Raw genomic sequence first — 26145 nt, 5'->3', positions numbered from 1 at the left:
CATCTGACTCGGAGGAGTCCCGCATGTCCACCTCGTCCCACCTCACGCCACGTCGCGGCGCCGGCGCACTGGCCGCCCTCGCGGTCGCGGGCACCGCCCTCCTCGGCGCCCCGGCCGCCGTCGCCGCCCCCGGCGACAACGGTGACGTCAAGGTCCACGACGCGAACACCGGGTTCGACGATCAGCGGGACGATCCGAAGGTCTGCCACTTCTATCTCGACGGCTTCGGATTCGACGGCGGACAGCGGATCACCTGGTCGATCGCGACCCAGCCCCAGGTCACGGGCGGCGCCACCCTCGCGGGCACGCTGTTCACGTCCGCGACCGGACGCGGCCGGACCGGCGATCTGACGCTGCCCGACGGCCAGTACAAGGTGACCTGGAACCTCCAGGGCGCGAACGGCGCGGGCAAGACGAAGGTCTTCAAGGTCGACTGCCCGGTCAGCGCCCCGACCCCGTCGCCGTCCACGACCGGCGGGCCGAGCACGTCGCCCGGTCAGCAGGGCGGCCCCGGCGGCCCGGGCGGCGGAACCGGCCCGAGCCGGACGGGCGCTCCCGGCGGACAGCAGGGCGGCCCCGGACAGCAGGGCGGCCCCGTCGGCCCCAACGGAGGACCTCCCGCGGGCGGCGGCGGTCTCGCCCACGCGCAGAACTTCTCCCCGGTGGCCGGTGCGGCGGCCGCGGGTCTCGTAGTGGCCGGAGGAGTCGTGTTCCTGCGGCTGCGCCGACGCGGCAATGGCGCCGCGTAGACGACGCAGGCCCTGGTACCGGACGCGCGCCTACCGCCTGACGAGGACCCTGGTGGTCACCGTCGCGCTGGTGGTGGGCGGCGTCTGGTGGGCGGGGGACGGCGAGCCCGCCGGGACGGTGGCGTCCGGCGCCGTACGCGACGACGGCGCCGCCTCCCGTGCCCCGGCCGGGGCGGCGGGCGCCGGACACGCGGCGGACACCCGCCCCGGCGGCGCGTCGCGCGGCCCGGCGGACCCGTCCCCGGCCGCCCGCCGGGCGGCCGCGCCCGCCCCGCTGTCCCGCTCCCGGGCCGCCTCGCTGCGCATTCCCTCCCTGGGCGTCGACGCACCGGTCATCGGTCTCCGGCTGGACCCCGGGCACCGGCTCACCGCACCGCCCGTTGACGATCCGAAACCCGTCGGCTGGTACACCGAAGGACCCACGCCCGGCGAACGCGGCACGGCCCTCGTCGTCGGCCATCGCGACACCCGGACGGGACCCGCCGTCTTCGCCCCGCTCGAACGGATCCGTACCGGCGCACGCGTCGAGGCGCGGCGCGTGGACGGACGGACCGCCGTCTACACGGTCTACGCGGTACGCACGTACGCGAAGGCCCACTTCCCCGACCAGGAGGTGTACGGGGACCGCGGGCGGCCCGAACTCCGGCTGATCACCTGCGGCGGCGCCTACGACCGCGGCACCGGCTACGCGGCGAACGTCATCGCCTTCGCCCACCTCACCGAGGTCCACGGGCGGACCGGGAGCCGCTGAGACGAACGGCGGGACGGCGGACGGGTATCGGGCCGGAAGCGCGGCATCCGGCCCCGCCCCGACCGGTATCCGATCATCCGTTTCCGCCCGTACCGAACCCGGCCGTCCGATACCGCCCCGTGTCTTCCCCCGGGCGTGCGCGGTCCGTTAGCTTCCGTGACTCAAGGTCCCGTACGACCCGTGCGGGACGACCGGCCGCGGAGCACCAGCGCCTTGCACGCCCCCGGGGGCACCTGTCATGACACGCGCCATCTCCCTGCACCACGTCAGCAAGTCGTACGCCCGCGGGCCCCGCGCGGTGGAACGGTTCTCGCTGGACATCCGGCCCGGCGAGTTCCTGGTCCTGCTCGGCCCCTCGGGCTGCGGCAAGTCGACCGTGCTGCGGATGATCGCGGGACTCGAGGAGGTCTCCGAGGGTGAGGTGCGCCTGGACGGGGAGTACTCCAACGACCTGCCGCCCTCCGAACGGAACATGGCGATGGTGTTCCAGAACTTCGCCCTCTATCCGAGCATGACCAGCCGCGACAACATCGGCTTCCCGCTGCGCATCGAGGCGCCGGGCGAGGACCCCCGGGCCCGGGTCGACGCCACCGCCCGGATGCTCGGCATCCAGGACCTCCTCGACCGCTTCCCCAACCAGCTCTCCGGCGGGGAGCGCCAGCGCGTCGCGATGGGCCGGGCGATAGCGCGCCACCCGTCCGCCTTCCTGATGGACGAACCGCTGTCCAACCTCGACGCCAAGCTCCGCAACCATCTGCGGGCCGAGATCTCCAAGCTCACCAGGGACCTGGGCGCCACCACGGTCTACGTCACCCACGACCAGGCCGAGGCCATGTCGCTCGGCGACCGGGTCGCCGTCATGCGCGGCGGAGTCCTCCAGCAACTGGGCACGCCCCGAACGGTCTACGCGCTGCCCGCGAACGTGTTCGTCGCGGCCTTCATCGGCACCCCCCGGATCAACCTGCTGCGCGGATTCGTCCGGGCCCCGCTCGACGGCGCCATGACCATCAGTCTCGGCAAGCAGTTCCTGCGGCTGCCCGAACCCCTCTGCCTCGACCACCAGTTGCTCCGGGTGCAGCAGGGCCGCGAGGTGATCGTCGGGCTGCGCTCCGAGGCCGTACGGCTCGCCAGGCCGTCGGAGGCCCGCCCGGGCGAGGTGGCGATCACCGGTCTGGTCGAGCACGTGGAGTTCCAGGGGCACGAGGTCCTCGTCCACTTCAACACGGGTTCGCGGCCCGCCCTCGTGCCCGAGCTGGAGTCACCGCGCCCCACCCGTCCCGCGCGCCGGCGGCGCCGGGAGGGCGGCACCGTCCTCGACCGGCTGCGGGGGCGGGCCGGGGCGCTGCGGGCCGGACCGGTCGTCGTCCTCGACCATCCCTCCGACGACGGGTCCGACGACCTCGGGCCCACCCCGCCGGAGGGGCGGCTGCCCGGCGATCTCGTCGTGCGCACCACCCCCGACATCGAACTGCGTCACGGCATGCAGATCCCGCTCCTGGTGGACCTCGCCCATCTCTTCGTCTTCGACCACGCCGGCGAACGCATCTGCCCGGCTCCGGAACGGCTGCCCGACCTGGACGAGTGACGGTCCCGGGGCCATGCCCCGGAGCGGCCGTCCGCAGGGTTCGTGACCCGTCGTGCGGCAGGTCACCCTGGCGCCGCAAAACTATCATCGCTAGTTTAGGTCCCGGACGACGTTGCCCCGCCCGGGAGGAACACGATGCAGGCACATGACGGCATGTACATCGACGGGGCCTGGCGCCCCGCCGCCGGACGGGACACGATCGAGGTCGTGAACCCGGCCGACGAGAAGGTGATCGGGCGGGTTCCCGCGGGCACGGCCGAGGACGTCGACACCGCCGTGCGCGCGGCCCGGGCCGCGTTCCCCGCCTGGGCCGCGACCGCGCCGGCCGAACGGGCCGCCCGCCTGGCGGCCCTCAGGGACGTCCTGGCCGCCCGCGCGGGCGAGATCGCCGAGACGGTCACCGCCGAGCTCGGGGCGCCGCTCGCGTTCTCCCAGGCCGTGCACGCGGGCGTCCCGGTGCTGGTCGCCGGCTCCTACGCCGAGCTGGCGGCGACGTACGCCTTCGAGGAGAAGGTCGGCAACTCGACCGTCTACCAGGAGCCCGTCGGCGTCGTCGGCGCGATCACCCCCTGGAACTACCCGTTGCACCAGATCGTCGCGAAGGTCGCCCCCGCGCTCGCGGCCGGCTGCACGGTGGTGCTCAAGCCCGCCGAGGACACCCCGCTGACCGCCCAGCTCTTCGCCGAGGCCGTGGCCGAGGCGGGGATCCCGGCCGGTGTCTTCAACCTGGTCACCGGCCTCGGCCCGGTGGCGGGCCAGGCGCTCGCCGAGCACCCGGACGTCGACCTGGTCTCCTTCACCGGCTCCACGGCCGTCGGCCGGCGCATCGGTTCCATCGCGGGCGCCGCGGTCAAGCGGGTGGCGCTCGAACTCGGCGGCAAGTCCGCCAACGTCATCCTGCCGAGCGCCGACCTCGCCAAGGCCGTCAACGTCGGCGTCGCCAACGTGATGTCCAACTCCGGCCAGACGTGCAGTGCCTGGACCCGGATGCTGGTCCCCGCCGACCGCTACGACGAGGCGGTCGAGCTCGCCGCGGCGGCCGCCGCGAAGTACGGCGACCGCATCGGCCCGGTCGTGAACGCCGGACAGCGCGACCGGGTGCGCGGCTACATCGAGAAGGGCGTCGCCGAGGGCGCCCGGCTCGTCGCGGGCGGCCCCGAATCCCCGCGCGAACAGGGCTACTTCGTCGCTCCCACCGTCTTCGCCGACGTCACCGAGCACATGACGATCGCGCAGGAGGAGATCTTCGGCCCGGTCCTGTCCATCCTGCGCTACGAGGACGAGGAGGAGGCCCTGCGGATCGCCAACGGCACCGTGTACGGGCTGGCGGGCGCGGTCTGGGCGGGCGAGGAGTCCGAGGCGGTCGCCTTCGCGAGGCGGCTCGACACCGGCCAGGTCGACATCAACGGGGGCCGCTTCAACCCGCGTGCCCCCTTCGGTGGTTACAAGCAGTCCGGTGTGGGGCGCGAGCTCGGCTCCCACGGACTGTCCGAGTACCTCCAGACCAAGTCCCTCCAGTTCTAGGAGCGTTCACGTGGTTCGCGCCGCCGTCCTTCCCGCCGTGGGTGCCCCGCTGGAGATCGCGGAGATCGAACTCCCTGATCCGGGCCCCGGCCAGGTCCGGGTCCGACTCGCCGCCGCCGGGGTCTGCCACTCCGACCTGTCCCTGTCCAACGGCACCATGCGGGTACCGGTGCCCGCCGTGCTCGGCCACGAGGGCGCCGGCACCGTCGTCGCCGTCGGCGAAGGGGTCACGCAGGTCGCCGCCGGCTCCCGTGTCGTCCTCAACTGGGCTCCCTCCTGCGGGAGTTGTCACGCCTGCACGCTGGGCGAGGTATGGCTGTGCGCGAACGCGCTCACCGGGTCGGGAAGCGTGTACGCCCGCCGCGCCTCCGACGGGAGCGATCTGCACCCCGGCCTGAACGTCGCCGCGTTCGCGGAGGAGACGGTGGTTCCGGTGTCCTGCGTCCTGCCCGCTCCGGACGGCATCCCGCTCACCGAGGCCGCCCTGCTCGGCTGCGCCGTCCTCACCGGCTACGGCGCCGTCCACCACTCCGCCCGGGTCCAGCCCGGCGAGACCGTCGCCGTGTTCGGGGCCGGCGGGGTCGGGCTCGCCGCCCTCCAGGCCGCCCGGATCGCGGGCGCCTCGCGGATCGTCGCCGTCGACGTCTCGTCCGAGAAGGAGTCGCTCGCCCGCGAGGCCGGGGCCACCGACTACGTCGTCGCCTCCGCCACCACCGCCCGCGACATCCGCGCCCTGACCGGCGGCCACGGCGTCGACGTCGCCGTCGAGTGCGTCGGCCGCGCCGTCACCATCCGCAGTGCCTGGGAGTCGACCCGGCGCGGCGGCCGCACCACCGTCGTCGGCATCGGCGGCAAGGACCAGCAGGTCACGTTCAACGCCCTGGAGATCTTCCACTGGGGCAGGACCCTCGCCGGCTGTGTGTACGGCGACTCCGACCCGGCGCGCGACCTCCCGGTGCTCGCGGAGCACGTCCGCGCGGGCCGCCTCGACCTCGGCGGCCTGGTCACCGACCGCATCGCCCTGGACGGCATCCCGGCGGCCTTCGACAACATGATCGCGGGCAAGGGCGGCCGGTCACTGGTGGTCTTCTAGCCCCGCCGGCAGCCCGTCGCGGGCCGCCCCGGAAGGACGCGACAGTCCCCGGGGCGGTCCGGAGTCAGCCCTGTTCGGACCGGCTTCCCGCCTCCGCGCCCGTCGCCGGCCCAGGAGCACCGGCCGGAGCGGCGGCGGGGCCCGGCGCGGTCGCGACTTCGGGCGCGGCGGTATCCGGCACGGGCGGTTCCACCGGGGCCGTTTCCCGGCGCGGTCGGGAGCGCGACACCGCCACGCCCGCGAGACACAGCATCCCGCCCGCCAGGGTCAGGAGCCCCGGGACCTCGTCGAGGAACAGCCAGGACATCAGCACCACCAGGGCGGGCACCGCGTACGTCGTCGCGCCCATGCGGCTCGCGCTCGTCCGGGCGAGGGCGTACCCCCAGGTCGTGAAGGCCAGCGCGGTCGGGAAGACGCCCAGATAGACCATGTCGAGGGTCGCGCCGACGGGAGCGGCGGCCGCGTCCTGGACGAGCCGCCCCGCGAACGGCAGGCACACCACGGCCCCGATCAGACAGCCGAACGTGGTCACCTGGAGCGAGCTCGCCCGGCCGAGCGCCGGCTTCTGCGCGACGACCCCGGCGGCGTACGCGACGGCGGCGAGCAGGCACAGCACGACCCCAAGGACCGAGGAACCCCCGCCGCCCGACATCGACAGCCCCACCGCGACCGCTCCCGCGAACGACACCGCCATACCGGCCAGCAGCCGCGGCGGCATCGCGTCCCCCAGCAGCCGGGCGCCGAGCAGGGCGATCAGGATCGGGCCGATGTTCACCACCAGCGCCGCCGTGCCGGCGTCCACCTGCTGCTCGCCCCAGTTCAGGGCGATCATGTAGAAGCCGAACCACAGCACCCCGGATATCGCGATACCGCGCCAGGCACCGCGCGGCGGCAGCCCCTCACCCCGTACGGCGCAGACGGCACCGAGCACCAGGGCTCCCGTCAGCAGCCGTCCGAGCGCCAGCGCGCCGGGTGAGTACGAGGCGCCCGCGCTGCGGATCGCGACGAAGGCGGAGGCCCACAGCCCGACGGTGACGGCCGCCGCACCGGCGGCGAGGAACTGGGCGCGCCGCCCGGCGGGCGCTCCAGGGGAGGTGTTCATCATGCTCCTGAGGCTAGGCGGGTCACCGCGCCCGGGCTCGCGGATTTCGGACGCGCACGTCGACGCAGGCCGACGCGGGTCCGAACGCGGAGCCGAGCCCGGACCCGAGCCCGGACCCGAGCCCGGACCCGAGCCCGGACCCGAGCCCGGAGCCGAGCCCGGACCCGGGCCCGGGTTCGATCCCGGTGGCCGGCACGGTGTCGCGTCGGAGGCAGGCGGGGTGCCGCCGGGGAGGGCCCTGCTCAGGCGTCCCGTACCAGCCCCGCGTACTGCACGGCGAGACCGTCCAGCAGCGCGCGCAGGCCCGTCTCGAAGGCCCGCTCGTCGATCTTCTCCTGCTGGTCGGCGAGGAGGTGCGCCTGCCCCAGATGGGGATAGTCGGCCGGGTCGTAGGCGCTCTCGTCGTCGACGAAGCCCCCGGCGAAGGACCCCAGCGCGGACCCCATGACGAAGTACCGCATCAGCGCCCCGATCGAGGTGGCCTGGGCCGGCGGCCAGCCGGCGCGGACCATGGCGCCGAAGACGGCGTCGGCGAGCCGCAGGCCGGCCGGTCTGCGGCCCGGCCCGCGCGCGAGGACCGGGACGATGTTCGGGTGGTCGCGCAGGGCGGCGCGGTAGGAGACGGCCCAGTCGTGCAGCGCGGTCCGCCAGTCGCGCCCGTCCTCGAACATCGACAGCTCGACCTGCGCGCTCACCGAGTCCGCGACCGCCTCCAGGATCTGGTCCTTGGTGCGGAAGTGGTTGTACAGGGAGGGCCCGCTCACTCCCAGTTCCGCGGCCAGCCGGCGTGTCGAGACGGCCGCCAGGCCCTCGGCGTCCACCAGCGCCCGTGCCGTCTCGACGATGCGGTCGGTGCTCAGGAGGGGCTTGCGCGGTCGGGCCATGGCGCACATAGTAGGGCTGCACCATGAAACTAGCAGTGCTAATTTAAATGTACGGCTTTCAAAGTCCGCCGACTGTGGGGTGACCCGGCATGAATCTCGGGCTCAGCGATGAGCAGACCGCTGTCCGGCAGCTCGCCAGGGACTTCGTGGACCGCGAGATCGCCCCGCACGTGGTCGCGTGGGACCGCGCGGAGGACGTCGACCGGTCGATCGTGAAGAAGCTCGGCGAGGTCGGCTTCCTCGGCCTCACCATCGACGAAGAGTACGGCGGCAGCGGCGGTGACCACCTCGCGTACTGCCTGGTCACCGAGGAGCTCGGGCGCGGCGACTCCTCCGTGCGCGGGATCGTCTCCGTCTCGCTCGGACTCGTCGCCAAGACGATCGCGCACTGGGGGAGCGAGGAGCAGAAGCGGCGCTGGCTGCCGGGGCTGACCTCCGGCGAGTACGTCGGCTGCTTCGGGCTCACCGAGCCGGGCACGGGCTCCGACGCGGGAGCGCTCTCGACCCGGGCCGTGCGCGACGGCGACGACTACGTCATCAACGGCAGCAAGATGTTCATCACGAACGGCACCTGGGCCGACGTCGTGCTGCTCTTCGCCCGCTCCACCGACGCCCCGGGCCACAAGGGGATCTCCGCCTTCCTCGTGCCCACCGACACCCCCGGTCTGACCCGCCGCACCGTCCACGGCAAGCTCGGGCTGCGCGGCCAGGCCACCGCCGAACTCGCCTTCGAGGACGTGCGCGTACCGGCGGCCGCGATGATGGGGCCGGAGGGCAAGGGCTTCGCGGTGGCCATGTCGGCACTCGCGAAGGGCCGGATGTCCGTGGCCGCCGGCTGCGTCGGCATCGCCCAGGCCGCACTGGACGCGGCGGTGACGTACGCGACCGAGCGGGAGCAGTTCGGGAAGACGATCGCGCACCACCAGCTCGTCCAGGAACTGATCAGCGACATCGCCGTCGACGTGGACGCGGCGCGGCTGCTGACCTGGCGGGTGGCCGATCTCGTCGACCGGGGGCTGCCGTTCGCGACCGAGTCCTCGAAGGCCAAGCTCTTCGCCTCCGAGGCCGCCGTGCGCGCGGCGAACAACGCCCTCCAGGTCTACGGCGGTTACGGCTACATCGACGAGTACCCGGTCGGCAAACTGCTCCGCGACGCCCGGGTGATGACCCTCTACGAAGGCACCAGCCAGATACAGAAACTGGTCATCGGGCGCGCTCTGACGGGCGTCTCGGCGTTCTGACTCTGAGTACCTCTCTGAGTACGACGACGGATGTGGCGTGAGCCACACACGCCGACCCTGGTGTCCATGAGTGAGACACCCGTCAAGCAGCAGAGCACGACCGCCTTCTACGGTCAGGCCGTCGCCTCCTTCGCCATCGCCATGGCGGCCACGTCCATCGGCATCTACCGGCTGCACACCGATGCCTGGGTCCGGGCCTTCCTGGCCATCGCGGTCCTGTACCTCGTCACCTCCGCCTTCACCCTGGCCAAGGTGATCAGGGACCGGCAGGAGGCCGGTCAGATAGTGAGCCGGGTCGACCAGGCGCGGCTGGAGAAGCTCCTCGCCGAGCACGACCCCTTCGAGAAGATCTGAGCAGGCACGCTAAGCGACCGCTCACCTTCGGCGGTATGGTGTACCTCCTGTCACCGAGAAGGGCGAGTGAGCGATGAGCACGGCGCAGGAGACGCCCGGCGGCGAGATGCAGCCGTGGGCCGAGGTGACCCCGGACGCGGCACGGCGGCTGCTGATCGCCGCGGTGGAGGCCTTCGCCGAGCGCGGGTACCACGCGACGACGACCCGGGACATCGCGGGCCGCGCGGGCATGAGCCCGGCCGCGCTGTACATCCACTACAAGACCAAGGAAGAGCTGCTCCACCGGATCAGCCGGATCGGCCACGACAAGGCGCTCGACATCGTGCGCACCGCGGCGGCCGGCCAGGGCACCCCCGCCGAGCGGCTCTCCGACGCCGTGCGTTCCTTCGTACGGTGGCACGCGGGCCAGCACACCACGGCCCGCGTGGTCCAGTACGAGCTGGAGGCCCTCGGGCCCGACGCGCGCGCGGAGATCATCGGGCTGCGCCGCCAGGTCGACGCCGAGGTCCGCGGGATCATCCAGGACGGCGTCGCGACGGGCGAGTTCGACGTCCCGGACGTCCCCGGCACCACCGTCGCCGTGCTGTCCCTGTGCATCGACGTGGCCCGCTGGTTCAACGTCGAGGGCCCGCGCACGCCGGACGAGGTCGGAGCGCTGTACGCCGACCTGGTCCGGCGGATGGTGGGCTTCAAAGGGTGAGCCGGGCTTGCCGGACCCGGGGCGCCGAACGTGCGGCACCCGGGCCCGGGCCCGGTTCAGAGGTAGTAACGCGAGACCGATTCGGCGACGCAGACCGGCTTGTCGCCGCCCTCGCGCTCCACGGTGAAGGCCAGGGAGACCTGTACGCCGCCGGGCACGTCGTCCACCGCGGTGATCGTCCCGGTGGCGCGCAGGCGCGAGCCGACCGGGACGGGCGCGGGGAAACGGACCTTGTTCGTCCCGTAGTTGACGCCCATCCGCACGCCCTCGACGCTGATCAGCTGCGGGCCGAAGAGCGGCAGCAGCGACAGGGTGAGATAGCCGTGCGCGATCGTGGTGCCGAACGGACCCGCCGCGGCCTTCTCGGGGTCCACGTGGATCCACTGGTGGTCGCCGGTCGCCTCCGCGAAGAGGTCGATCCGCTTCTGCTCGATCTCGACCCAGTCCGTGTGGCCCAGCTGCTCGCCCACGGCGCCCCGCAGTTCCTCGACCGTGGCGAACGTCCTCGGCTCTGCCATGTCCCTGGCCTCCCGCATCTCATAGTCTAAGCGACTGCTTAGCATGGTCCGCCGGGCGGCGCATGTCAACGGACCGTACGGGTGGTGTGGTGGGTAGGTTGGGCACGTGCCCCAGATCCCCGAGACGGTCCACGAGCTGACCGTCGGACAATTGTCGGCCCGCAGCGGCGCGGCCGTCTCCGCCCTGCACTTCTACGAGTCCAAGGGCCTCATCAGCAGCCGCCGCACCTCGGGCAACCAGCGCCGCTACCACCGTGACGCGCTGCGCCGTGTCGCCTTCGTCCGGGCCGCCCAGCGCGTCGGGATCCCGCTCGCCACCATCCGTGAGGCGCTGGCCGAACTCCCCGAGGAGCGCACCCCGACGCGGGAGGACTGGGCCCGGCTGTCCCGGGCCTGGCGCTCCGAACTCGACGAGCGGATCAAACAGCTCGGCCGGCTGCGCGACCACCTCACGGACTGCATCGGCTGTGGCTGCCTCTCCCTGGAGACCTGTGTGCTCTCCAACCCCGACGACGTGCTCGGCGAGCGCCGGGCCGGCTCCCGGCTCATGGTGGAGCAGGCCGGCCCGCGGCCCGCGCCGGCGGTGCGGGAGGGGAGCCCGGCGGGCGCGTGCGCATCCGGGCCGCGCCCGGAAGGGGCGACGGGGGACTGTCGCTGACGAACCGTCCCCGCCGCCGCCCCTCCGGTTCGGCCGCCGTCCCGCTCACTCGTACTCGGTGCCGCCCTTGCGGGTCAGATAGGCCGGGCTGACCGCCTTGGCGATCGCCCGCCCGCCCGTCACCGGGCTGTACCGCTCGGCGGCGACATAGGTCCCCTCCGGGCCGCCGGGAGCGGGGGCCGCGGGGCGGATCACGACGCCCTCGCGCAGGTGCAGTCCGCGGCCCGACACGGTCTCCCGGCCCGAGGCGATCGCGAGGACGCGCTCGACGTCGTACGGGCCCGCGTACAGCCTTGGTACGAGCGGGAGTTCGCCGTCCAGCAGCTCCTGCGCGTCCAGCCAGCGGACCTCGCCGTCGATCTCGGCCGAGACGTCGAACACGGCGTAGCCGATCGTCTCGCGCCGCCCGTCGGCGCCGTACGTCAGATCCTGCACGCCCGCCCCGAACACCTCGCCGAAGATGCCGACGCGGCGCGCGCCGAGGCGTCCGGCGAGCCGGGCGGCGGCCTCGGCGACCCCGTGCCCGTGCACCGCGCGCCAGTACAGATTGCGCGGATCCTCCCTCAGCGCGAGGGACTTGGAGCCGAAGCCCTTCGAGGACACATGGACGCGGTCCCCGTCGGCCACGTAGGTGAGCAGACAGGCCGAACCGTGCAGCTTCTCCGTCACGACGACGGGCTCGCCCGGGCTGAACAGGTCCGGGTACCGCTGGATGTTCTCGATGTCGACCCAGGGCAGCAGTTCGGGCGCCGCCTCGACGTCGCCGCTCATCGTGGGCGGGATCGGCGGCACCCATTTCACGATGCCGAGGAGCTCCGCGAAGTCCGTCCCGTCCTCGGCCGCCCGCGCCAGGTCCACGCCCGCCAGCGCCTTCGGGCGGCACACGATGCCCTGCGACAGCTCGCCGCGCAGCCGCACCGCCCTGACCCGGTCCGACGCGCTTCCCGCCAGCCGCCCGGTCAGGCCCAGTTCCTCGATCAGCGCGGCCGGCAGGACGGACTGCTCGGGGATGTACACGGCCCACTCGCCGGTGCGATAGGCGCCCTTGGCGACCACGGCTCGGTACAGGCCCACCTGGGCCAGTTCGAGCGCGTCGGCGTTCGGGTGCTCGTGGACGGTCAGCGCCTCGGCGGTGACACGCAGCGTCGACATGGGGGACTCCTCGGGATGCTCAGCCGTTCTCCATCGCCCCCAACTGTCCTTGCGGCAAAGGGCTGGAGCCATCGGATTTCCGGCTGCTACGGTCACCGCGTGACACCGCGGTCCGCCGCGCCCGGGGTTCGCCCGGGCGGCATCGGCACGACGGCGTCGCCGTGCCGATCCGGGCGCCGATCGGGCAGCGCGCGTCGCCCCCCGTCGGCGCGGGACGTCCCCCGGCCGTCCCCGCGCCGGTCACGACGCGTCCGGCCACGGGCCTTCCGCGGCCGACGGTTCACCCCCTGGTTCCGCCGCCCGGGACCTCTCGGCCGGGCGGGGCGCTCACGCGGAGACGAGCAGCCGGTGGCGCCGGGCGCCGGCCAGTGCTTCCGGGGTCAGGACGGGCCGCGGCACCACGATTCCGCAGCTCGTGCAGACGGGACCCGACGAGGGTTCGTGGGCCAGGTCGTACATCCAGACGAGGCGCTCTCCGGCGCACACCGGGCAGACGGTGCCCGGGACGCGCTCCAGCGCGGCGATCAGCCGGCGCAGCACCTCGGCCAGCGGTTCATCGGGGTGGACACGGGGGTCGTCGCACCAGGCGACGCCGAAGCCGCCCCAGGTCAGCCGGTGCCAGTCGTCGACACTGCCCGGCCTGCGCAGCCCGTCGTGCTTCTCCTTCTTGCGGCGTTCGGCGAACTCGGCCTCGTAGGCGAGCCAGACGGAGCGGGCCTCCTCCAGTTCGTCCAGTGCGGCCACGAGCCGCGCCGGGTCGGGGGAACGGTCCTCGGGGTCGAATCCGGCCCGGGAACTCAGATGGTCCCAGGTCGCCCGATGCCCGTAAGGGGCGAACCTCTCCAGGCACTTGCGCAGTGAGTACCGACGCAGCGCCAGATCACACCTCGGATCTCGCGTCTGTCTCGCCAGACTCCGGAAACCTGCCATCGTCCTGCACCTCCGTCACACCTGCACCTGAACTCCGGTCACTTCGGCGCCGTCCCGTACGGACGTCGTCGAGTAGACGTATCGACAAGCGATTCGGCTCCATCCAATTTTCCGGCGCCCCCACGAGCCTCCCGCCGAGTGCCTCGGGTCCGCCCGACGTCACCGCCGGCCGGCCGTCACGCCGGTTTCCCGGCGCACCATCACTCGCTGTGAATCCCAAAAACTGACGCATGTTCATCTTCAAACTCGGGGATACCGGCGGTAACGTCCGGCCACCCCCATCGGTAGGAGCCGACATGCCACCGAGCACCCCACGCACCACCCTGGACAGACTGAGAACTCCCCGCAGATTCCCCAAGTTCCTCAGGGCAGCATCCCTATGCGTGCTCATTGCCGGTCTTTTGTCCCCGCTTTCCCAGGCGGCCGCCGCGGACACCTCCACGGCGGCCGCCGCGAACGACTACTGCGGCGGCCAGTGTTCCGACATCCTGCCGCCCGGTGAGAACGGCAACGCCACCCTCGCGCAGATCCTGCTCAACCAGGTCTTCGGTACTCAGCCCAGCCATGCCGAGGACCAGCTCGGCCTCTACGGCAACCTGCCCTCGGGCTCCTCCGGGCTCACCGACGCGAAGATCAACGACTTCTTCAACGACGCCTCGTTCGGCGTCGCCGCCAACCAGGTCGAGTCGACCACCAAGCCCGGCGGACGCACCGACGTGACGATCGTCCGCGACAAGAAGACCGGCGTCCCGCACATCACCGGCACCACCCGCTACGGCACCGAGTACGGCGCCGGCTACGCCGCGGCCCAGGACCGGCTGTGGCTGATGGACGTCTTCCGTCACGTCGGACGCGGCCAGCTGACCAGCTTCGCGGGCGGCGCGGCCTCCAACCAGGGCCTGGAGCAGGAGTTCTGGCGCAACGCGCCCTACACCGAGGCCGACCTCCAGGCCCAGATCGACGAGGCGACCGGCAGGGCCGGAGCCCGTGGGGCCCAGGCGCTCACCGACGCCAACGCCTACCTCGACGGCATCAACGCCTACATCGACGCCTCCGACAGCGGCCGCTACTTCCCCGGCGAGTACGTCCTGACCGGCCACAAGGACTCCATCACCAACGCCGGCACCATCGACCACTTCAAGCTCACCGACCTGGTCGCGCTGGCCTCCGTCATCGGCTCGCTCTTCGGCTCCGGGGGCGGCGGCGAGGTCAACAACGCCCTCTCGCTGCTCGCCGCCCAGAACCAGTACGGAGTGACGGAGGGCACCAAGGTCTGGGAGGCCTTCCGCGAGCGCAACGACCCGGAAGCGGCGCTCACCGTGCACAACGGCCAGAGCTTCCCGTACGCCGCGAGGCCGGACAGCCCGCAGGGCGAGGCCCTGCCCGACGCCGGCTCGGTGACCCAGGAGCCGCTGGTCTACGACCGCACCGGCAGCGCGGCCACCGCGAGCGCCACCGGCGCCTCCGCCACGGCGGCGAAGACGTCGCTCACCTCCGCCAAGCGCGGGATGTCCAACGCCCTGGTCGTCAGCGGCAAGTACACCGCCAGCGGTCACCCGATCGCCGTCTTCGGCCCGCAGACCGGCTATTTCGCGCCACAGCTGCTCATGCTCCAGGAGATCCAGGGTCCGGGCCTCAGCGCCCGCGGCGCCTCGTTCGCCGGCCTGAGCATGTACGTCGAACTCGGCCGCGGCCAGGACTACTCCTGGAGCGCGACGACCTCCGGCCAGGACATCATCGACACGTACGCCGTCGAACTGTGCCAGGACGACTACCACTACCTGTACCACGGCACCTGCACGGCGATGGACAAGGTCGAGCGGACCAACTCCTGGAAGCCGACCACGGCCGACGGCACCGCGGCCGGCTCGTACCGCATGCAGGTCTACCGGACCAAGTACGGACCCGTGGAGTACCGCGCGACGGTCGGCGGCAAGAAGGTCGCCTACACCACCCTGCGCAGCTCCTTCATGCACGAGGCCGACTCGATCATCGGCTTCCAGATGCTCAACGACCCGGACTACGTGAAGAGTCCGGCGACGTTCCAGAGCGCGGTGCAGAACATCAACTACACCTTCAACTGGTTCTACGCCGACTCGGCGCACACCGCCTACTACAACAGCGGCGACAACCCGGTGCGGGCGAACGGCGTCGACGCCGAGTTCCCGGTGTGGGCGCAGGCCGCGTACGAATGGCAGGGCTGGGACCCGGCCACCAACACCGCCACCTACACCCCGGCGTCCGCGCACCCCAACTCGGTGGACCAGGACTACTACATCTCCTGGAACAACAAACAGGCCAAGGACTACACCACGGCCTCCTGGGGCGACGGCTCCGTGCACCGCGGCGACCTCCTGGAGGACCGGGTCTCCAAGCTGGTCGCGGCCGGCGGAGTGACCAGATCCGCGCTGGTGAAGGCGATGGCCGACGCCTCGGTCGCCGATCTGCGGGCCGAGGACGTGCTCCCGAACCTGCTCAAGGTCGTCAACAGCTCTCCGGTCACGGACTCCACGGCCGCCGACGCGGTGAGCAAGCTGTCCGCGTGGGTGACCGCGGGTGCCAAGCGCACCGAGACCTCGGCGGGCTCGCACACCTACGCCAACGCCGACGCGATCCGCATCCTGGACGCCTGGTGGCCGCTGCTGGTGAAGGCGGAGTTCCAGCCGGGGCTCGGCAGTGACCTGTACACCGCGTTCGGCAGCAACCTCCCGGTGGACGAAGCGCCGTCCGCGGGGCACGGACCGACCGGCTCGCACGCCGGAAGCTCCTTCCAGTTCGGCTGGTGGAGCTATGTCGACAAGGACATCCGGTCGGTGCTCGGGCAGCCCGTGCAGGGCGGCCTGTCGCGGACGTACTGCGGCGGCGGCAGCCTCAGCGCCTGCCGGGACGCCCTGATCGGCTCGCTCAAGGAGGCGGCGGGCAAGAGCGCGTCGATCGTGTACCCCGGCGACGACCAGTGCTCGGCGGGTGACCAGTGGTGCGCCGACTCGATCGTCCAGCGGACGCTCGGCGGCATCAAGCACGGCAAGATCACCTGGCAGAACCGGCCGACCTTCCAGCAGGTCGTCGAGTACACCTCGCACCGGTGAGCACGCCGGTGAGCACACCGGGGGAGCGCCGGGACCGCTCCTAGGGCGGGCCTGCTCCGAAGCGGCGGCGGGTCAGTGGACGCGGCCCGCCGCCAGCACCACCTGGGCCAGCTCGCGATGGCAGATGTCGCTGTGAGCACCCGCGGGCGCGCCGCCTCGGCACACCACCGAGGCGGCGTCGACGTTCACGCACCCCGAGACCGGCAGCCGGGTGCGCAGGGCCTCGGCGAGCGTGAACGACGCCGTCCCCGGCACCGCCTGCACCCCGTCGTGGCCCATCGCGCCCCACTGAGCGCCGAGCATGCCGCCGATGCCGAAGTCCGCCACCACCGACCGGTCGTCCCCGGCCATCCGGGAGGCCAGCGGATAGATCGTGCCGAGCGCCGAGTCGAAGTGGGAGTAGCAGCACACCAGCGGGCCGTCGATCCGGTGGTACTGACCGTCGAGCACCCCGCTCGCACGCGGGTCGTGGGGCAGCCGCGGGGAGAACGCGTAGTGGGAGAAGGCGCCCTGGAGCAGGGTCACCGACTTGACCGTGTGCACCCCGGGAGGCAGCCCGCGCAGGGCGAAGGAGACCAGCCGGCCGCCGAAGCTGTGCCCCACCAGGTGCACGCGCACCTCGGGTGCCGCCGTCGCGAGCAGGCCCACCGCCCGCGCGAGCCCGCGCTCGCCGACCGTGCCCGCGCGTCTCTTCATGGCGTAGTACGTGGCCTGGCGCAGCAGTTCGAGCGCCCCGTCCCACAGCCGGGGCAGGGCGAAGGCGGGGGCCTGCGCCCCGGCGAGCGCCTGCGCGAACTCGGCGCACACCGTCGCGGTGTCCCCGAACAGCATCTCGGGATCGCTCTCCGGTACGCCCTCCGCGAGGGTGTCCGCGGCGAACGCGGTCTGCGGGCCCTGCGGGCGGACCTCGACGAGCAGCCGCACCAGGCGGCCGAACTCCTCCAACGAGGCTCCCTCGTCCGGTCGTTGGTCGAGCAGCCGGGTGATCTGCTCCACCACGGTGGCGCGGCCGGGGAACACCTCAAGCAGGGCGTGCCGGGTGTTCTTGCCGAGCGGTGAGGCGTTGTCGTCGGCGATCGCGGCGGCCACCGACGGGGGGAAGTCGGGGATCGGTTCGTCCGAGAACCGCATCGAGGGCCAGACCACGCCCACGTAGCCGAGGCGCGCGGAGGGCGCGAGCTCCGGGACGGGCGCGAAGAACTGGCTGAAGAGGCTGGTGGCCGCGGAACGGTCGTTGTTCCAGCCGTGCGTGAAGACGATCAGGTCGCGGACCCCGCGCCGTGGCACCTCCTCCAGCCACCGGTCCCGTTCCCGGACGTCCGCGTCCCCGTCCGCGTCGAAGGTCAGCTCCCAGTAGGGAGAAACGCTCACTGCCGGTTCCGTCATGTCTGGCCCCCTGACCTCGCGGGCGATGCGATTGGGGCGCATCGTCCACCCGGAGGGGAAAGTTGGCCATACGTCACGACCTATCCGTCACGCACACGTCACTCGTTCGTGCAAGAGGGCCCCGTGTCACGTGTAGATGAGGTAGTGCTTGCGGACCCTGCGGAAGGCGTCCAGTTCGTCCTGCCAGGCCGCCACGACCTCGTCGGTGCCGGCGCCCGCGTCGATCATCGTGCGCACCAGCGCCGAGCCCGTCAGCTTGTCGATCCAGTCGTCGGAGCGCCAGGCGAAGCCGCTCCAGACCTTCTTCGCGGTCACCAGGAGGGCGATTCCGGTGCGCACGGGCTCGTAGGCGGCCCGGTCGTGCACATGGATCTGGACGCCCCCGACGGTCCTGCCCTGGAACTTGGAGAAGGTGGGGGCGAAGTAGGCCTCTCTGAAGTGCACGCCGGGAAGGCCCAGTTCACCGGCCGCGGCGGCCCAGCGCCCGTCGAGGCCCTCGGCGCCGAGCAGTTCGAACGGCCGGGTCGTGCCCCGCCCTTCCGACAGGTTCGTCCCCTCGAACAGGCAGGTCCCTGAGTACACCAACGCGGTGTCCGCCGTCGGCATGTTCGGGCTCGGCGGCACCCAGGGCAGGCCCGAGGCATCGTAGAACTCCCCGCGGCTCCAGCCCGACATGAGCACCGTGTCGAGTTCCACGGGTGCCGTCAGGAACTCGCCGTTGAAGAGCCGGGCCAGCTCCGCCACCGTCATCCCGTGCGCCTGCGCGATCGGCCTGCGCCCGACGAACGTCGCGAACTCGGGGTGCAGGACCGGTCCTTGGGCCGAGCGTCCGGTGACCGGGTTCGGCCGGTCGAGGACCACGAACCGTTTCCCGGCGAGCTGCGCGGCCTCCATGCAGTCGTACAACGTCCAGATGTACGTGTAGAAGCGCGCCCCCACGTCCTGGATGTCGAAGACGATGGTGTCCACGCCGGACGCGGTGAAGACGTCGGCGAGGGGCTGACCGCTCTTCAAGTACGTGTCGTAGACGGGCAGTCCGGTCGCCGGGTCGTCGTAGCGGCCCTCGGATCCGCCCGCCTGCGCGGTGCCCCGGAAGCCGTGCTCGGGTCCGAAGACGGCCGTCAGGTCCACGCGCGCGTCGGCGTGCATGACGTCGACGACGTGCCGGACGTCCCGGGTGACGCCGGTGGGGTTGGTGACGATCCCGACGCGCCGGCCGTCGAGCCGCGCGTACCCGTCCCCGGCCAGACGCTCGAACCCGGTGCGCAGCCGGGTGCCGGGCTTCGCGGGCCGCGCCGCCGCCCCGGCGGGCAGCGGGGTCAGGGCGGCCGCGGCGGTGCCGGCCGTGAGCAGGGACCGTCGGGACAAGCGCATGGTGGGACCTCCGTGATCGCGGAAGGCTGGCACGAGCACGCTAGGCGCTCGCGGGGGAAGTTCGTAGGGCACGGACACCGTCGGCCTGTCGCGGCTCGGCGCGGGGCTGCCGGGGCGGACGTGACGCAGGCCGCTCGCGCGGCGGCCGGGAACCCTTCCCTTGTTACATACCGACTGGTTAGTCTGGCGTCGCAGCAGAGCCGTGTCACGTCGCGTCGAAGGAGACCCGTGGTGGAAGCCATGCAGGGTGCGGGAGTCGTCGTCACCGGAGCGGGGGGCGGGATCGGGGCCGCGCTGGCCCGCAGATTCGCCGCCGAGGGAGCGCGGGTCGTGGTCAACGACCTCGACGCCGGCAAGGTGAAGGCCGTGGCCGACGAGATCGGTGGCATCGCGGTCGTCGGAGACGCCTCCCGGATCGTGGACGAGGCCCGCGAGGCCCTCGGCGGCACCGTGGACGTCTACTGCGCGAACGCCGGCGTCGGCTCGGGCGGCTCCGAGGCCGCCGACGAGAGCGTGTGGGCCCTGGCCTGGGACGTCAACGTGATGGCCCACGTCCGCGCCGCCCACGCGCTGCTCCCGGACTGGCTGGAGCGCGGCAGCGGCCGGTTCGTCTCGACCGTCTCCGCCGCCGGACTGCTCACGATGATCGGCGCCGCCCCGTACAGCGTCACCAAGCACGGCGCGTACGCGTTCGCCGAGTGGCTGTCCCTGACGTACCGCCACCGCGGGGTGAAGGTGCACGCGATCTGCCCCCAGGGCGTGCGCACCGACATGCTGGAGGCCACCGGGAGCGCAGGCGACCTGGTGCTCCAGCCCACCGCCATCGAGCCCGGGGCCGTCGCCGACGCGCTCATGAAGGGCATCGAGGAGGACCGCTTCCTGGTCCTGCCGCACCCCGAGGTCGCCGCCTACTACCAGGCACGGGCCGCCGACCCCGACCGCTGGATGACGAACATGAACCACCTCCAGCAGAAGTGGGAGGCCGCCGAGTGACCGGCTACGCAGACCGGCCCTGGACCGCACTGCTCAGCGAGGCGCAGCGCGGCCCGGTGAACCCCGCCGACACCCTGGTGCACGCCCTCGCGGACGTGACCGCCCGCACTCCGGACCGCACCGCGCTCGCCTACTTCGACGGGCGGCTGAGCTACCGCGAACTCGACGAGCTGAGCGGCTCCGTGGCCGGGCACCTCGCCGACCGGGGCGTGGAGCGGGGCGACCGGGTCGCGGTCATGCTCCAGAACTCCCCGCACTTCGTGATCGCGCTGCTCGGCGCGTGGAAGGCCGGCGCGACCGTCGTACCGGTCAACCCGATGTACAAGTCCGGCGAGGTACGGCACGTCCTGCACGACGCCGAGGCCGCCGCCCTCGTGTGCTCCGACCGCGCGTGGGACACCTATCTGCGCGAGACCGCCGCCGACTCGCCCGTACGGGTCGTCCTCACGGCCTGTGAACTCGACCTCCAGACCCGGAACGACCCGCGTGTGCTGGCCTTCGGGCGCCTGCCCCTCGACGAGGCCGCCGACGACCTCCTCGCCGTCGCCCGGCAGGGGCACAAGGCGCCGGGCGACCGGGTCCTCGGCCCGTCGGACATCGCGCTGATCAGCTACACCTCGGGCACCAGCGGCACCCCCAAGGGCGCCACCAACACGCACGGCAACATCATGTACAACGCCGAGCGCCAGCGGACCGGCCTCGCGCTGCCCGAGGCGCCCGTGTACTTCGCGCTGGCACCCTTGTTCCACATCACCGGAATGGTCTGCCAGCTCGCCGCCTGCCTCGACAGCGCGGGCACCCTGGTCCTCGCGTACCGCTTCGAGGCCGGGGTCGTCCTGGAGGCCTTCGCCGAACACCGGCCGCTCTACACCGTCGGCCCCTCGACCGCCTTCATGGCACTGGCCGCACACCCGGACGTCACACCGGACCACTTCTCGTCCTTCGTCAACATCTCCTCCGGCGGCGCCCCGCTGCCGCCCGCCCTCGTCGAACGGTTCCGGGCCGGCTTCGGGCCGTACATCCGCAACGGCTACGGGCTCACCGAGTGCACCGCGCCCTGCGCCTCCGTGCCCCCCGGCCTGGAGGCGCCCGTGGACCCGGCCTCAGGGACCCTGGCCGTGGGCGTGCCGGGACCTGACTCGGTCGTACGCATCGTCGACGACCAGGGCCAGGAGGTGCCCTTCGGCGAGCAGGGCGAGATCCTCGTCAGCGGTCCGCAGGTGGTGCCCGGCTACTGGCGCCGCCCCGAGGCGACCGCCGAGACCTTCCCGGACGGCGAACTGCGCACCGGCGACATCGGCTTCATGGACGAGAACGGCTGGCTCTACGTCGTCGACCGCAAGAAGGACATGATCAACGCGTCCGGCTTCAAGGTCTGGCCCCGCGAGGTCGAGGACGTCCTGCACACCCACCCGGCGGTCCGCGAGGCCGCCGTCGTCGGGATCCCGGACGGCTACCGCGGGGAGACCGTCATGGCGTACATCAGCCTGCGGCCCGGCGCCGCCGAGGATCCCGAGGCGCTGGCCGCGTACTGCAAGGAGAGACTGGCCGCCTACAAATATCCGCGGCGGGTGGAGATCCTGCCCGAACTGCCGAAAACGGCGAGTGGGAAGATCCTCCGGCGGGAACTGCGTTCCCGCCCGCGGGACTCCCAGTAGTCTCCAGGATTCCTCGCGGACGACAGACAGCGTTCGACGACACAACGCACGGAAGGCAGGTGGCGGCAGTGCCCAGGACGACGGACGGTGACGGCACGCCCGTCCCGCAGCGGCTGCTGGCCGCCGCCACCCGGCTCTTCGCGGAGCAGGGCTACGACCGCACGTCGGTGCAGGAGATCGTCGAGGCCGCGGGCGTCACCAAGGGGGCGCTCTACCACTACTTCGGCTCCAAGGACGATCTCCTGCACGAGGTCTACGCCCGTGTGCTGCGCCTTCAGCAGGAGCGGCTCGACGCGTTCGCGGACGCGGACGCGCCCGTCGAGGAGCGGCTGCGGCGCGCGGCGGCCGACGTGGTCGTCACGACCATCGACAACCTCGACGACGCCTCGATCTTCTTCCGGTCGATGCATCATCTCGGGCCCGAGAAGCTCAAGCAGGTGCGCTCCGAGCGGCGGCGCTACCACGAGCGGTTCCGCGCCCTGGTCGAGGAGGGCCAGAAGAAGGGCGTCTTCTCCACCGCCACCCCCGCGGACCTGGTCGTCGACTACCACTTCGGCTCGGTCCACCACCTGTCCACGTGGTACCGCCCGGACGGCCCCCTGGCCCCCCAGGAGGTGGCCGACCACCTGGCAGACCTCCTCCTGCGCGCCCTGCGCCCGTAGCGCGCTCTGGCCTCAATCGCCGGAGGGGCTGAGTATCAGCCCCTCCGGCGATTGAGGAGCGGCGGTCCGGGGGCGGCGCCCCCGGGTACGGGACGGGCAGGGGCGGAGGGGGCGAAAAACTCCCCCCCGCACCCCACGGCGTCAGACGTACTTCTTGATCTCCCGGTGGGCCAGTGAGCGCTGGTGGACCTCGTCGGGGCCGTCGGCCAGCTTCAGGGTCCGGGCGGACGCCCACAGCTCGGCCAGCGGGAAGTCCTGGCTGACCCCGCCGGCACCGTGCAGCTGCACCGCCTTGTCGAGGATCTCCACGACCGCCCGCGGAGTGGCGATCTTGATGGCCTGGATCTCGGTGTGGGCACCCTTGTTGCCCACGGTGTCCATCATCCAGGCCGTCTTCAGCACCAGCAGCCGCAACTGCTCGACGGTCACCCGGGCGTCGGCGATCCAGTTCTGCACGACCCCCTGCTGGGCCAGCGGCTTGCCGAACGCCGTACGCGCCACCGCCCGGCGGCACATCAGCTCGATGGCCCGCTCGGCCATGCCGATCAGCCGCATGCAGTGGTGGATCCGGCCGGGACCGAGCCGGGCCTGCGCGATGGCGAACCCGCCGCCCTCCTCGCCGATCAGGTTGCTCGCCGGCACCCGGACGCGGTCGAAGACGACCTCGGCGTGCCCGCCGTGGGAGTGGTCCTCGTAGCCGTACACCTGCATGGCACGCCGTACCTCGACGCCCGGAGTGTCACGGGGGACCAGGATCATCGACTGCTGGCGTCGGATGTCAGGGCCGTCCGGGTCCGTCTTGCCCATCACGATGAAGATCTTGCAGTCGGGGTTCATCGCCCCGGAGATGTACCACTTGCGCCCGGTGACGACATACTCGTCGCCCTCCCGCTCGATCAGCGTGGTGATGTTCGTGGCGTCGGAGGAGGCGACCTCGGGCTCCGTCATCGCGAACGCGGAACGGATCTCCCCGGCCAGCAGCGGCTCCAGCCACTGCTTGCGCTGCGCCTCGTCGCCGAACTGGGCGAGCACCTCCATGTTCCCGGTGTCCGGCGCCGCGCAGTTCAGCGCGGTGGGCGCCAGGTGCGGGCTGCGGCCGGTGATCTCGGCGAGCGGCGCGTACTGGAGGTTGGTCAGCCCGGCACCGTACTCGGAGTCCGGCAGGAACAGGTTCCACAGACCCTGCCTGCGGGCCTCGGCCTTCAGCTCACCGACCACGGCGGGGGTGTCCCACGGCGAGGCCAGCAGGGCGCGCTGCTCCTCCGCGACGGCCTCCGCCGGATAGACGTGCTCGTCCATGAAGGCGAGCAGCTTCCCGCGCAGCTCTTCGGTGCGCGCGTCGAATGCGAAGTCCATGGCGGGTCAGCCTTCCTGAAGGGTGGTCAGGCCGTGCTCGATGAAGACGGGGACCAGCTCGCCGATGCGGTCGAAGCCGCCGCCGACCGTCTGGCCCTTGGTGTAGCGGTAGTGGATGCCCTCCAGGATCACGGCGAGCTTGAACCAGGCGAAGGCTGTGTACCAGGAGACCGCGGAGACGTCGCGCCCCGAGCGCGCGGCGTACCGCTCGACGATCTCGGCCGCCTCGGGGTGCCCGGCGGCCGAAGCGGTTGTGCTGATGGGGGAGTTGGGCAGTTCCAGGGGCGTGCTGTACATGACGAGCAGCCCGAGGTCGGTGAGCGGATCGCCGAGCGTGGACATCTCCCAGTCCAGGATCGCCGTGATCCGGTCGTCGGATCCGATCAGTACGTTGTCGAGCCGGTAGTCGCCGTGGACGACGGTGGGCGCGGGGGAGTCGGGCAGTTCGCGGCCCAGGGCGGCGTGCAGTTCGTCGATGCCGGCCAGCTCGCGGTTGCGGGACGCGTCCAACTGCTTGCCCCAGCGGCGCAGTTGCCGGTCGAGGAAGCCCTCGGGGCGGCCGAAGTCGGCGAGTCCGACCTCGGCCGGGTCCACCGCGTGCAGTTCGACCAGGGTGTCGACCAGACCGAGCACCGCGTCGCGGGTGCGCTGCGGGCCGAGCGGGGCGAGCTGGTCCGCGGTGCGGTACGGGGTGCCCTCGACGAACTCCATGACGTAGAACGGGGCGCCGAGCACCGACTCGTCCTCGCACAGGAGCACGGGGTCGGGGACCGGCACGGCCGTCGGGTGCAGCGCGCTGATCACCCGGTGCTCGCGCTTCATGTCGTGCGCGGTGGCCAGCACATGGCCGAGCGGGGGCCGTCGTACGACCCAGCTGCCGGTGCCGTCGGTGACCGCGTAGGTGAGGTTCGACCGTCCGCCCTCGATCAGCCGGCCCGTCAGCGGGCCGTTCACGAGTCCGGGCCGCTCACGGTCGAGCAGGCCGCGCAGCCGGTCGAGATCGAGACCTGGCGGGTGGTCCGGGCTCATCATTGCTCCTCAGCACACGGGAACGGGACATGACCATGATGCCGACCAGTCGGTATGTCGTCCAGCGGCTGGCCGAAACGTGATCGGCGTCTCGCCGGGAGCACGGCTTCGCGGGAGTCCGGCCCCCCGGGGCGGCCGGACTCCCGCTCGCCGCCGGCCGCCGGGGCGGACCGGCGTCGCGACTACCGCGCGCGCACGGCGTAGGTCAGATGCGTCACCCGTGAGGAGGGTGCGGAACGGACCGGTTCCAGCGCGATCCTGGACGCGTCCACACCGTCGAACAGACGGGTGCCGGCGCCGAACAGCACCGGCGACACCGTGACCGAGAACTCGTCGACCAGACCGGCGTTCAGGTACTGGAGGATCGTCGTGCCCCCGCCGGCGATACGGACGTCACGGTCGCCGGCGGCCTCCCGGGCTCCGTCGAGGGCCTTCTCGATGCCGTCGGTGACGAAGTGGAACGTGGTGCCACCGAGCCGCTCCCACGGGTCACGCCGATCGTGCGTCACGACGAAGACCGGGGTGTGGAAGGGCGCGTCCTCGGGCCATGACTGCTCACCGAGGTCGAACATGCGCCGGCCCATGACGCTCGCGCCGGTGCGCTCGAACGTCTCCCGCGCGATGTCGTTGTCGACGCCTTCCTCGCCGCCCTCGCCCAGCCCCAGGTTCTCCCGGAAGAACCGCTGCGGGAAGATCCACTGCTGGAGCTCCATCCACTGCGCCGTCCAGCGCCGGACGTCGGGGTCGTCCTGCCGGTCCGGCGAGAAGAGCTCGTTCTCGACGGGGACGGGCTCGGGTGCGACGAAGCCGTCCAGCGACATCGACACGCTGAAGAACACCTTCCCGGCCATCAGCTTCCAGCTCCCTTCCGCGTGAGGTCGGCGACGTAGGCCGCCAGGTTGTCCAGGGTCTGCCGGCCGCCCTCGATCGCGTGGTACTTCTCGACCGCCGCGTCGCGCAGTTCCCTGGTGGGGAACAGCGTGCGCATCTCGATCCGGGTCGCCGCGCCGTCCCGCTCGAAGGCCAGCGCCGACTCGAAGGCGTCCGGGTCGTCGCGGCGCTCGCCGTGCAGCAGCTCGATCCGCTCCGGCGGGACGATCCGCACCCAGCGGATCCACTCGGGGTAGTCGGTCCCGTCCGGCCCGTGCAGCACGAAGACCCACTCCCCGCCCTCGCGGAACTCGAAGGACCGTGTGGTGGTGGTGAAGCCGTCCGGGCCCCACCACCGCGACAGGTGCCGGACCTCGGTGAACGCCTCGAACACCAGCTCCCGCGGGGCGTCGATGATCCGGGAGATCACGATCTCCCGGTCGGCCGTCGCCGGCTCCGCCTGTGTCTGTTGTCTTGCCCCTGCCAT

Annotated in this window: 24 protein-coding genes; 13 read left to right on the top strand and 11 right to left on the bottom strand. The window is 72.2% G+C overall.

All coding sequences use genetic code 11. The features are described from left to right. Nucleotides 1–23: 23 nt before the first annotated feature. The 5 genes from WJM95_RS05905 to WJM95_RS05885 all read left to right on the top strand — a co-directional run bounded on the left by WJM95_RS05905 (nucleotide 24) and on the right by WJM95_RS05885 (nucleotide 5702). The gene (locus WJM95_RS05905; protein ID WP_339128409.1) at nucleotides 24–749 is read left to right on the top strand and encodes a hypothetical protein; all 726 of its coding nucleotides are present in this window, start codon (nucleotides 24–26) and stop codon (nucleotides 747–749) included. Then, nucleotides 736–1500 carry a class F sortase gene (locus tag WJM95_RS05900; RefSeq protein WP_339128408.1) on the top strand — a complete coding sequence of 255 codons (765 nt, stop codon included), beginning with the start codon at nucleotides 736–738 and terminating at the stop codon, nucleotides 1498–1500. Before WJM95_RS05905 ends, WJM95_RS05900 begins: the two co-directional genes overlap by 14 nt. Before the next feature lie 238 nt (nucleotides 1501–1738). Next, nucleotides 1739–3085, top strand: a complete 1347-nt coding sequence (locus WJM95_RS05895) for an ABC transporter ATP-binding protein (protein WP_339128407.1) — start codon at nucleotides 1739–1741, stop codon at nucleotides 3083–3085. Between the two features lie 135 nt (nucleotides 3086–3220). Further along, nucleotides 3221–4609: an aldehyde dehydrogenase family protein gene (locus WJM95_RS05890; RefSeq protein ID WP_339128406.1), complete on the top strand. Its 1389-nt coding sequence runs from the start codon at nucleotides 3221–3223 to the stop codon at nucleotides 4607–4609. Between the two features lie 10 nt (nucleotides 4610–4619). Then, entirely contained in the window at nucleotides 4620–5702 is a 1083-nt protein-coding gene (locus tag WJM95_RS05885; RefSeq protein ID WP_339128404.1) for a Zn-dependent alcohol dehydrogenase, read from the top strand. Nucleotides 5703–5766: 64 nt separating this feature from the next. On the opposite strand, the gene WJM95_RS05880 is transcribed toward WJM95_RS05885, so the two are convergent. Then, nucleotides 5767–6804: a DMT family transporter gene (locus WJM95_RS05880; RefSeq protein ID WP_339135376.1), complete on the bottom strand. Its 1038-nt coding sequence runs from the start codon at nucleotides 6802–6804 to the stop codon at nucleotides 5767–5769. A gap of 242 nt (nucleotides 6805–7046) precedes the next feature. Beyond that, nucleotides 7047–7697, bottom strand: coding sequence for a TetR/AcrR family transcriptional regulator (locus WJM95_RS05875; RefSeq protein ID WP_339128403.1), 651 nt, complete (start codon nucleotides 7695–7697; stop codon nucleotides 7047–7049). A gap of 80 nt (nucleotides 7698–7777) precedes the next feature. Between WJM95_RS05875 and WJM95_RS05870 the strand changes: the two genes are divergently transcribed. The 3 genes from WJM95_RS05870 (at nucleotide 7778) to WJM95_RS05860 (ending at nucleotide 9983) form a co-directional block, all read left to right on the top strand. Further along, the gene (locus tag WJM95_RS05870; protein WP_339128402.1) at nucleotides 7778–8929 is read left to right on the top strand and encodes an acyl-CoA dehydrogenase family protein; all 1152 of its coding nucleotides are present in this window, start codon (nucleotides 7778–7780) and stop codon (nucleotides 8927–8929) included. A 66-nt stretch (nucleotides 8930–8995) separates the two neighbouring features. Continuing rightward, a complete protein-coding gene (locus tag WJM95_RS05865) occupies nucleotides 8996–9283 on the top strand; it encodes a YiaA/YiaB family inner membrane protein (RefSeq protein ID WP_339128401.1) in 288 nt (95 codons plus the stop codon). A gap of 73 nt (nucleotides 9284–9356) precedes the next feature. After that, nucleotides 9357–9983, top strand: coding sequence for a TetR/AcrR family transcriptional regulator (locus WJM95_RS05860; protein WP_339128400.1), 627 nt, complete (start codon nucleotides 9357–9359; stop codon nucleotides 9981–9983). A 56-nt stretch (nucleotides 9984–10039) separates the two neighbouring features. Here WJM95_RS05860 and WJM95_RS05855 read toward each other — a convergent pair whose 3' ends face one another. Then, the gene (locus WJM95_RS05855) at nucleotides 10040–10501 is read right to left on the bottom strand and encodes a MaoC family dehydratase (RefSeq protein WP_339128399.1); all 462 of its coding nucleotides are present in this window, start codon (nucleotides 10499–10501) and stop codon (nucleotides 10040–10042) included. A 106-nt stretch (nucleotides 10502–10607) separates the two neighbouring features. Between WJM95_RS05855 and soxR the strand changes: the two genes are divergently transcribed. Further along, entirely contained in the window at nucleotides 10608–11159 is a 552-nt protein-coding gene (soxR, locus tag WJM95_RS05850) for a redox-sensitive transcriptional activator SoxR (RefSeq protein WP_339128398.1), read from the top strand. A gap of 45 nt (nucleotides 11160–11204) precedes the next feature. On the opposite strand, the gene WJM95_RS05845 is transcribed toward soxR, so the two are convergent. Together WJM95_RS05845 and WJM95_RS05840 are read right to left on the bottom strand one after the other, a co-directional pair. Then, nucleotides 11205–12311 carry an RNA ligase (ATP) gene (locus WJM95_RS05845; protein ID WP_339128397.1) on the bottom strand — a complete coding sequence of 369 codons (1107 nt, stop codon included), beginning with the start codon at nucleotides 12309–12311 and terminating at the stop codon, nucleotides 11205–11207. A gap of 327 nt (nucleotides 12312–12638) precedes the next feature. Next, nucleotides 12639–13241: a hypothetical protein gene (locus WJM95_RS05840; protein ID WP_339128396.1), complete on the bottom strand. Its 603-nt coding sequence runs from the start codon at nucleotides 13239–13241 to the stop codon at nucleotides 12639–12641. A gap of 296 nt (nucleotides 13242–13537) precedes the next feature. Here WJM95_RS05840 and WJM95_RS05835 point away from each other — a divergent pair, with 296 nt between their 5' ends. Next, on the top strand, nucleotides 13538–16330 hold the full coding sequence (locus WJM95_RS05835) for a penicillin acylase family protein (protein ID WP_339128395.1): 2793 nt from the start codon (nucleotides 13538–13540) through the stop codon (nucleotides 16328–16330). 72 nt (nucleotides 16331–16402) lie between these two features. On the opposite strand, the gene WJM95_RS05830 is transcribed toward WJM95_RS05835, so the two are convergent. Both WJM95_RS05830 and WJM95_RS05825 read right to left on the bottom strand, forming a co-directional pair. Continuing rightward, on the bottom strand, nucleotides 16403–17716 hold the full coding sequence (locus WJM95_RS05830; protein WP_339128394.1) for a serine-threonine protein kinase: 1314 nt from the start codon (nucleotides 17714–17716) through the stop codon (nucleotides 16403–16405). A 126-nt stretch (nucleotides 17717–17842) separates the two neighbouring features. Next, on the bottom strand, nucleotides 17843–19090 hold the full coding sequence (locus WJM95_RS05825) for a DUF1343 domain-containing protein (RefSeq protein WP_339128393.1): 1248 nt from the start codon (nucleotides 19088–19090) through the stop codon (nucleotides 17843–17845). 228 nt (nucleotides 19091–19318) lie between these two features. Here WJM95_RS05825 and WJM95_RS05820 point away from each other — a divergent pair, with 228 nt between their 5' ends. The 3 genes from WJM95_RS05820 (at nucleotide 19319) to WJM95_RS05810 (ending at nucleotide 22403) form a co-directional block, all read left to right on the top strand. After that, complete coding sequence (locus WJM95_RS05820) at nucleotides 19319–20083, top strand: SDR family oxidoreductase (protein WP_339128391.1); 765 nt, start codon at nucleotides 19319–19321, stop codon at nucleotides 20081–20083. Further along, complete coding sequence (locus WJM95_RS05815; protein ID WP_339128390.1) at nucleotides 20080–21741, top strand: AMP-binding protein; 1662 nt, start codon at nucleotides 20080–20082, stop codon at nucleotides 21739–21741. The genes WJM95_RS05820 and WJM95_RS05815 overlap by 4 nt, the downstream gene beginning before the upstream one ends. A gap of 68 nt (nucleotides 21742–21809) precedes the next feature. Then, nucleotides 21810–22403 (top strand): TetR/AcrR family transcriptional regulator, encoded by a 594-nt coding sequence (locus WJM95_RS05810; protein WP_328454182.1) that lies wholly within the window; start codon nucleotides 21810–21812, stop codon nucleotides 22401–22403. A 141-nt stretch (nucleotides 22404–22544) separates the two neighbouring features. Here WJM95_RS05810 and WJM95_RS05805 read toward each other — a convergent pair whose 3' ends face one another. The 4 genes from WJM95_RS05805 to WJM95_RS05790 all read right to left on the bottom strand — a co-directional run bounded on the left by WJM95_RS05805 (nucleotide 22545) and on the right by WJM95_RS05790 (nucleotide 26145). Next, complete coding sequence (locus tag WJM95_RS05805; protein ID WP_339128387.1) at nucleotides 22545–23759, bottom strand: acyl-CoA dehydrogenase family protein; 1215 nt, start codon at nucleotides 23757–23759, stop codon at nucleotides 22545–22547. A gap of 6 nt (nucleotides 23760–23765) precedes the next feature. Next, nucleotides 23766–24788, bottom strand: coding sequence for a phosphotransferase family protein (locus WJM95_RS05800; protein ID WP_339128386.1), 1023 nt, complete (start codon nucleotides 24786–24788; stop codon nucleotides 23766–23768). Nucleotides 24789–24970: 182 nt separating this feature from the next. Beyond that, nucleotides 24971–25639, bottom strand: a complete 669-nt coding sequence (locus WJM95_RS05795; RefSeq protein WP_339128385.1) for a dihydrofolate reductase family protein — start codon at nucleotides 25637–25639, stop codon at nucleotides 24971–24973. Beyond that, a complete protein-coding gene (locus tag WJM95_RS05790) occupies nucleotides 25639–26145 on the bottom strand; it encodes an SRPBCC family protein (RefSeq protein ID WP_339128384.1) in 507 nt (168 codons plus the stop codon). The genes WJM95_RS05795 and WJM95_RS05790 overlap by 1 nt, the downstream gene beginning before the upstream one ends.

It is taken from the genome of Streptomyces sp. f51 (assembly GCF_037940415.1).
GTDB lineage: Bacteria > Actinomycetota > Actinomycetes > Streptomycetales > Streptomycetaceae > Streptomyces.
The sequence above is the reverse complement of the archived record's forward strand: the minus strand, read 5'-3'. Positions and strand labels throughout refer to the sequence as shown.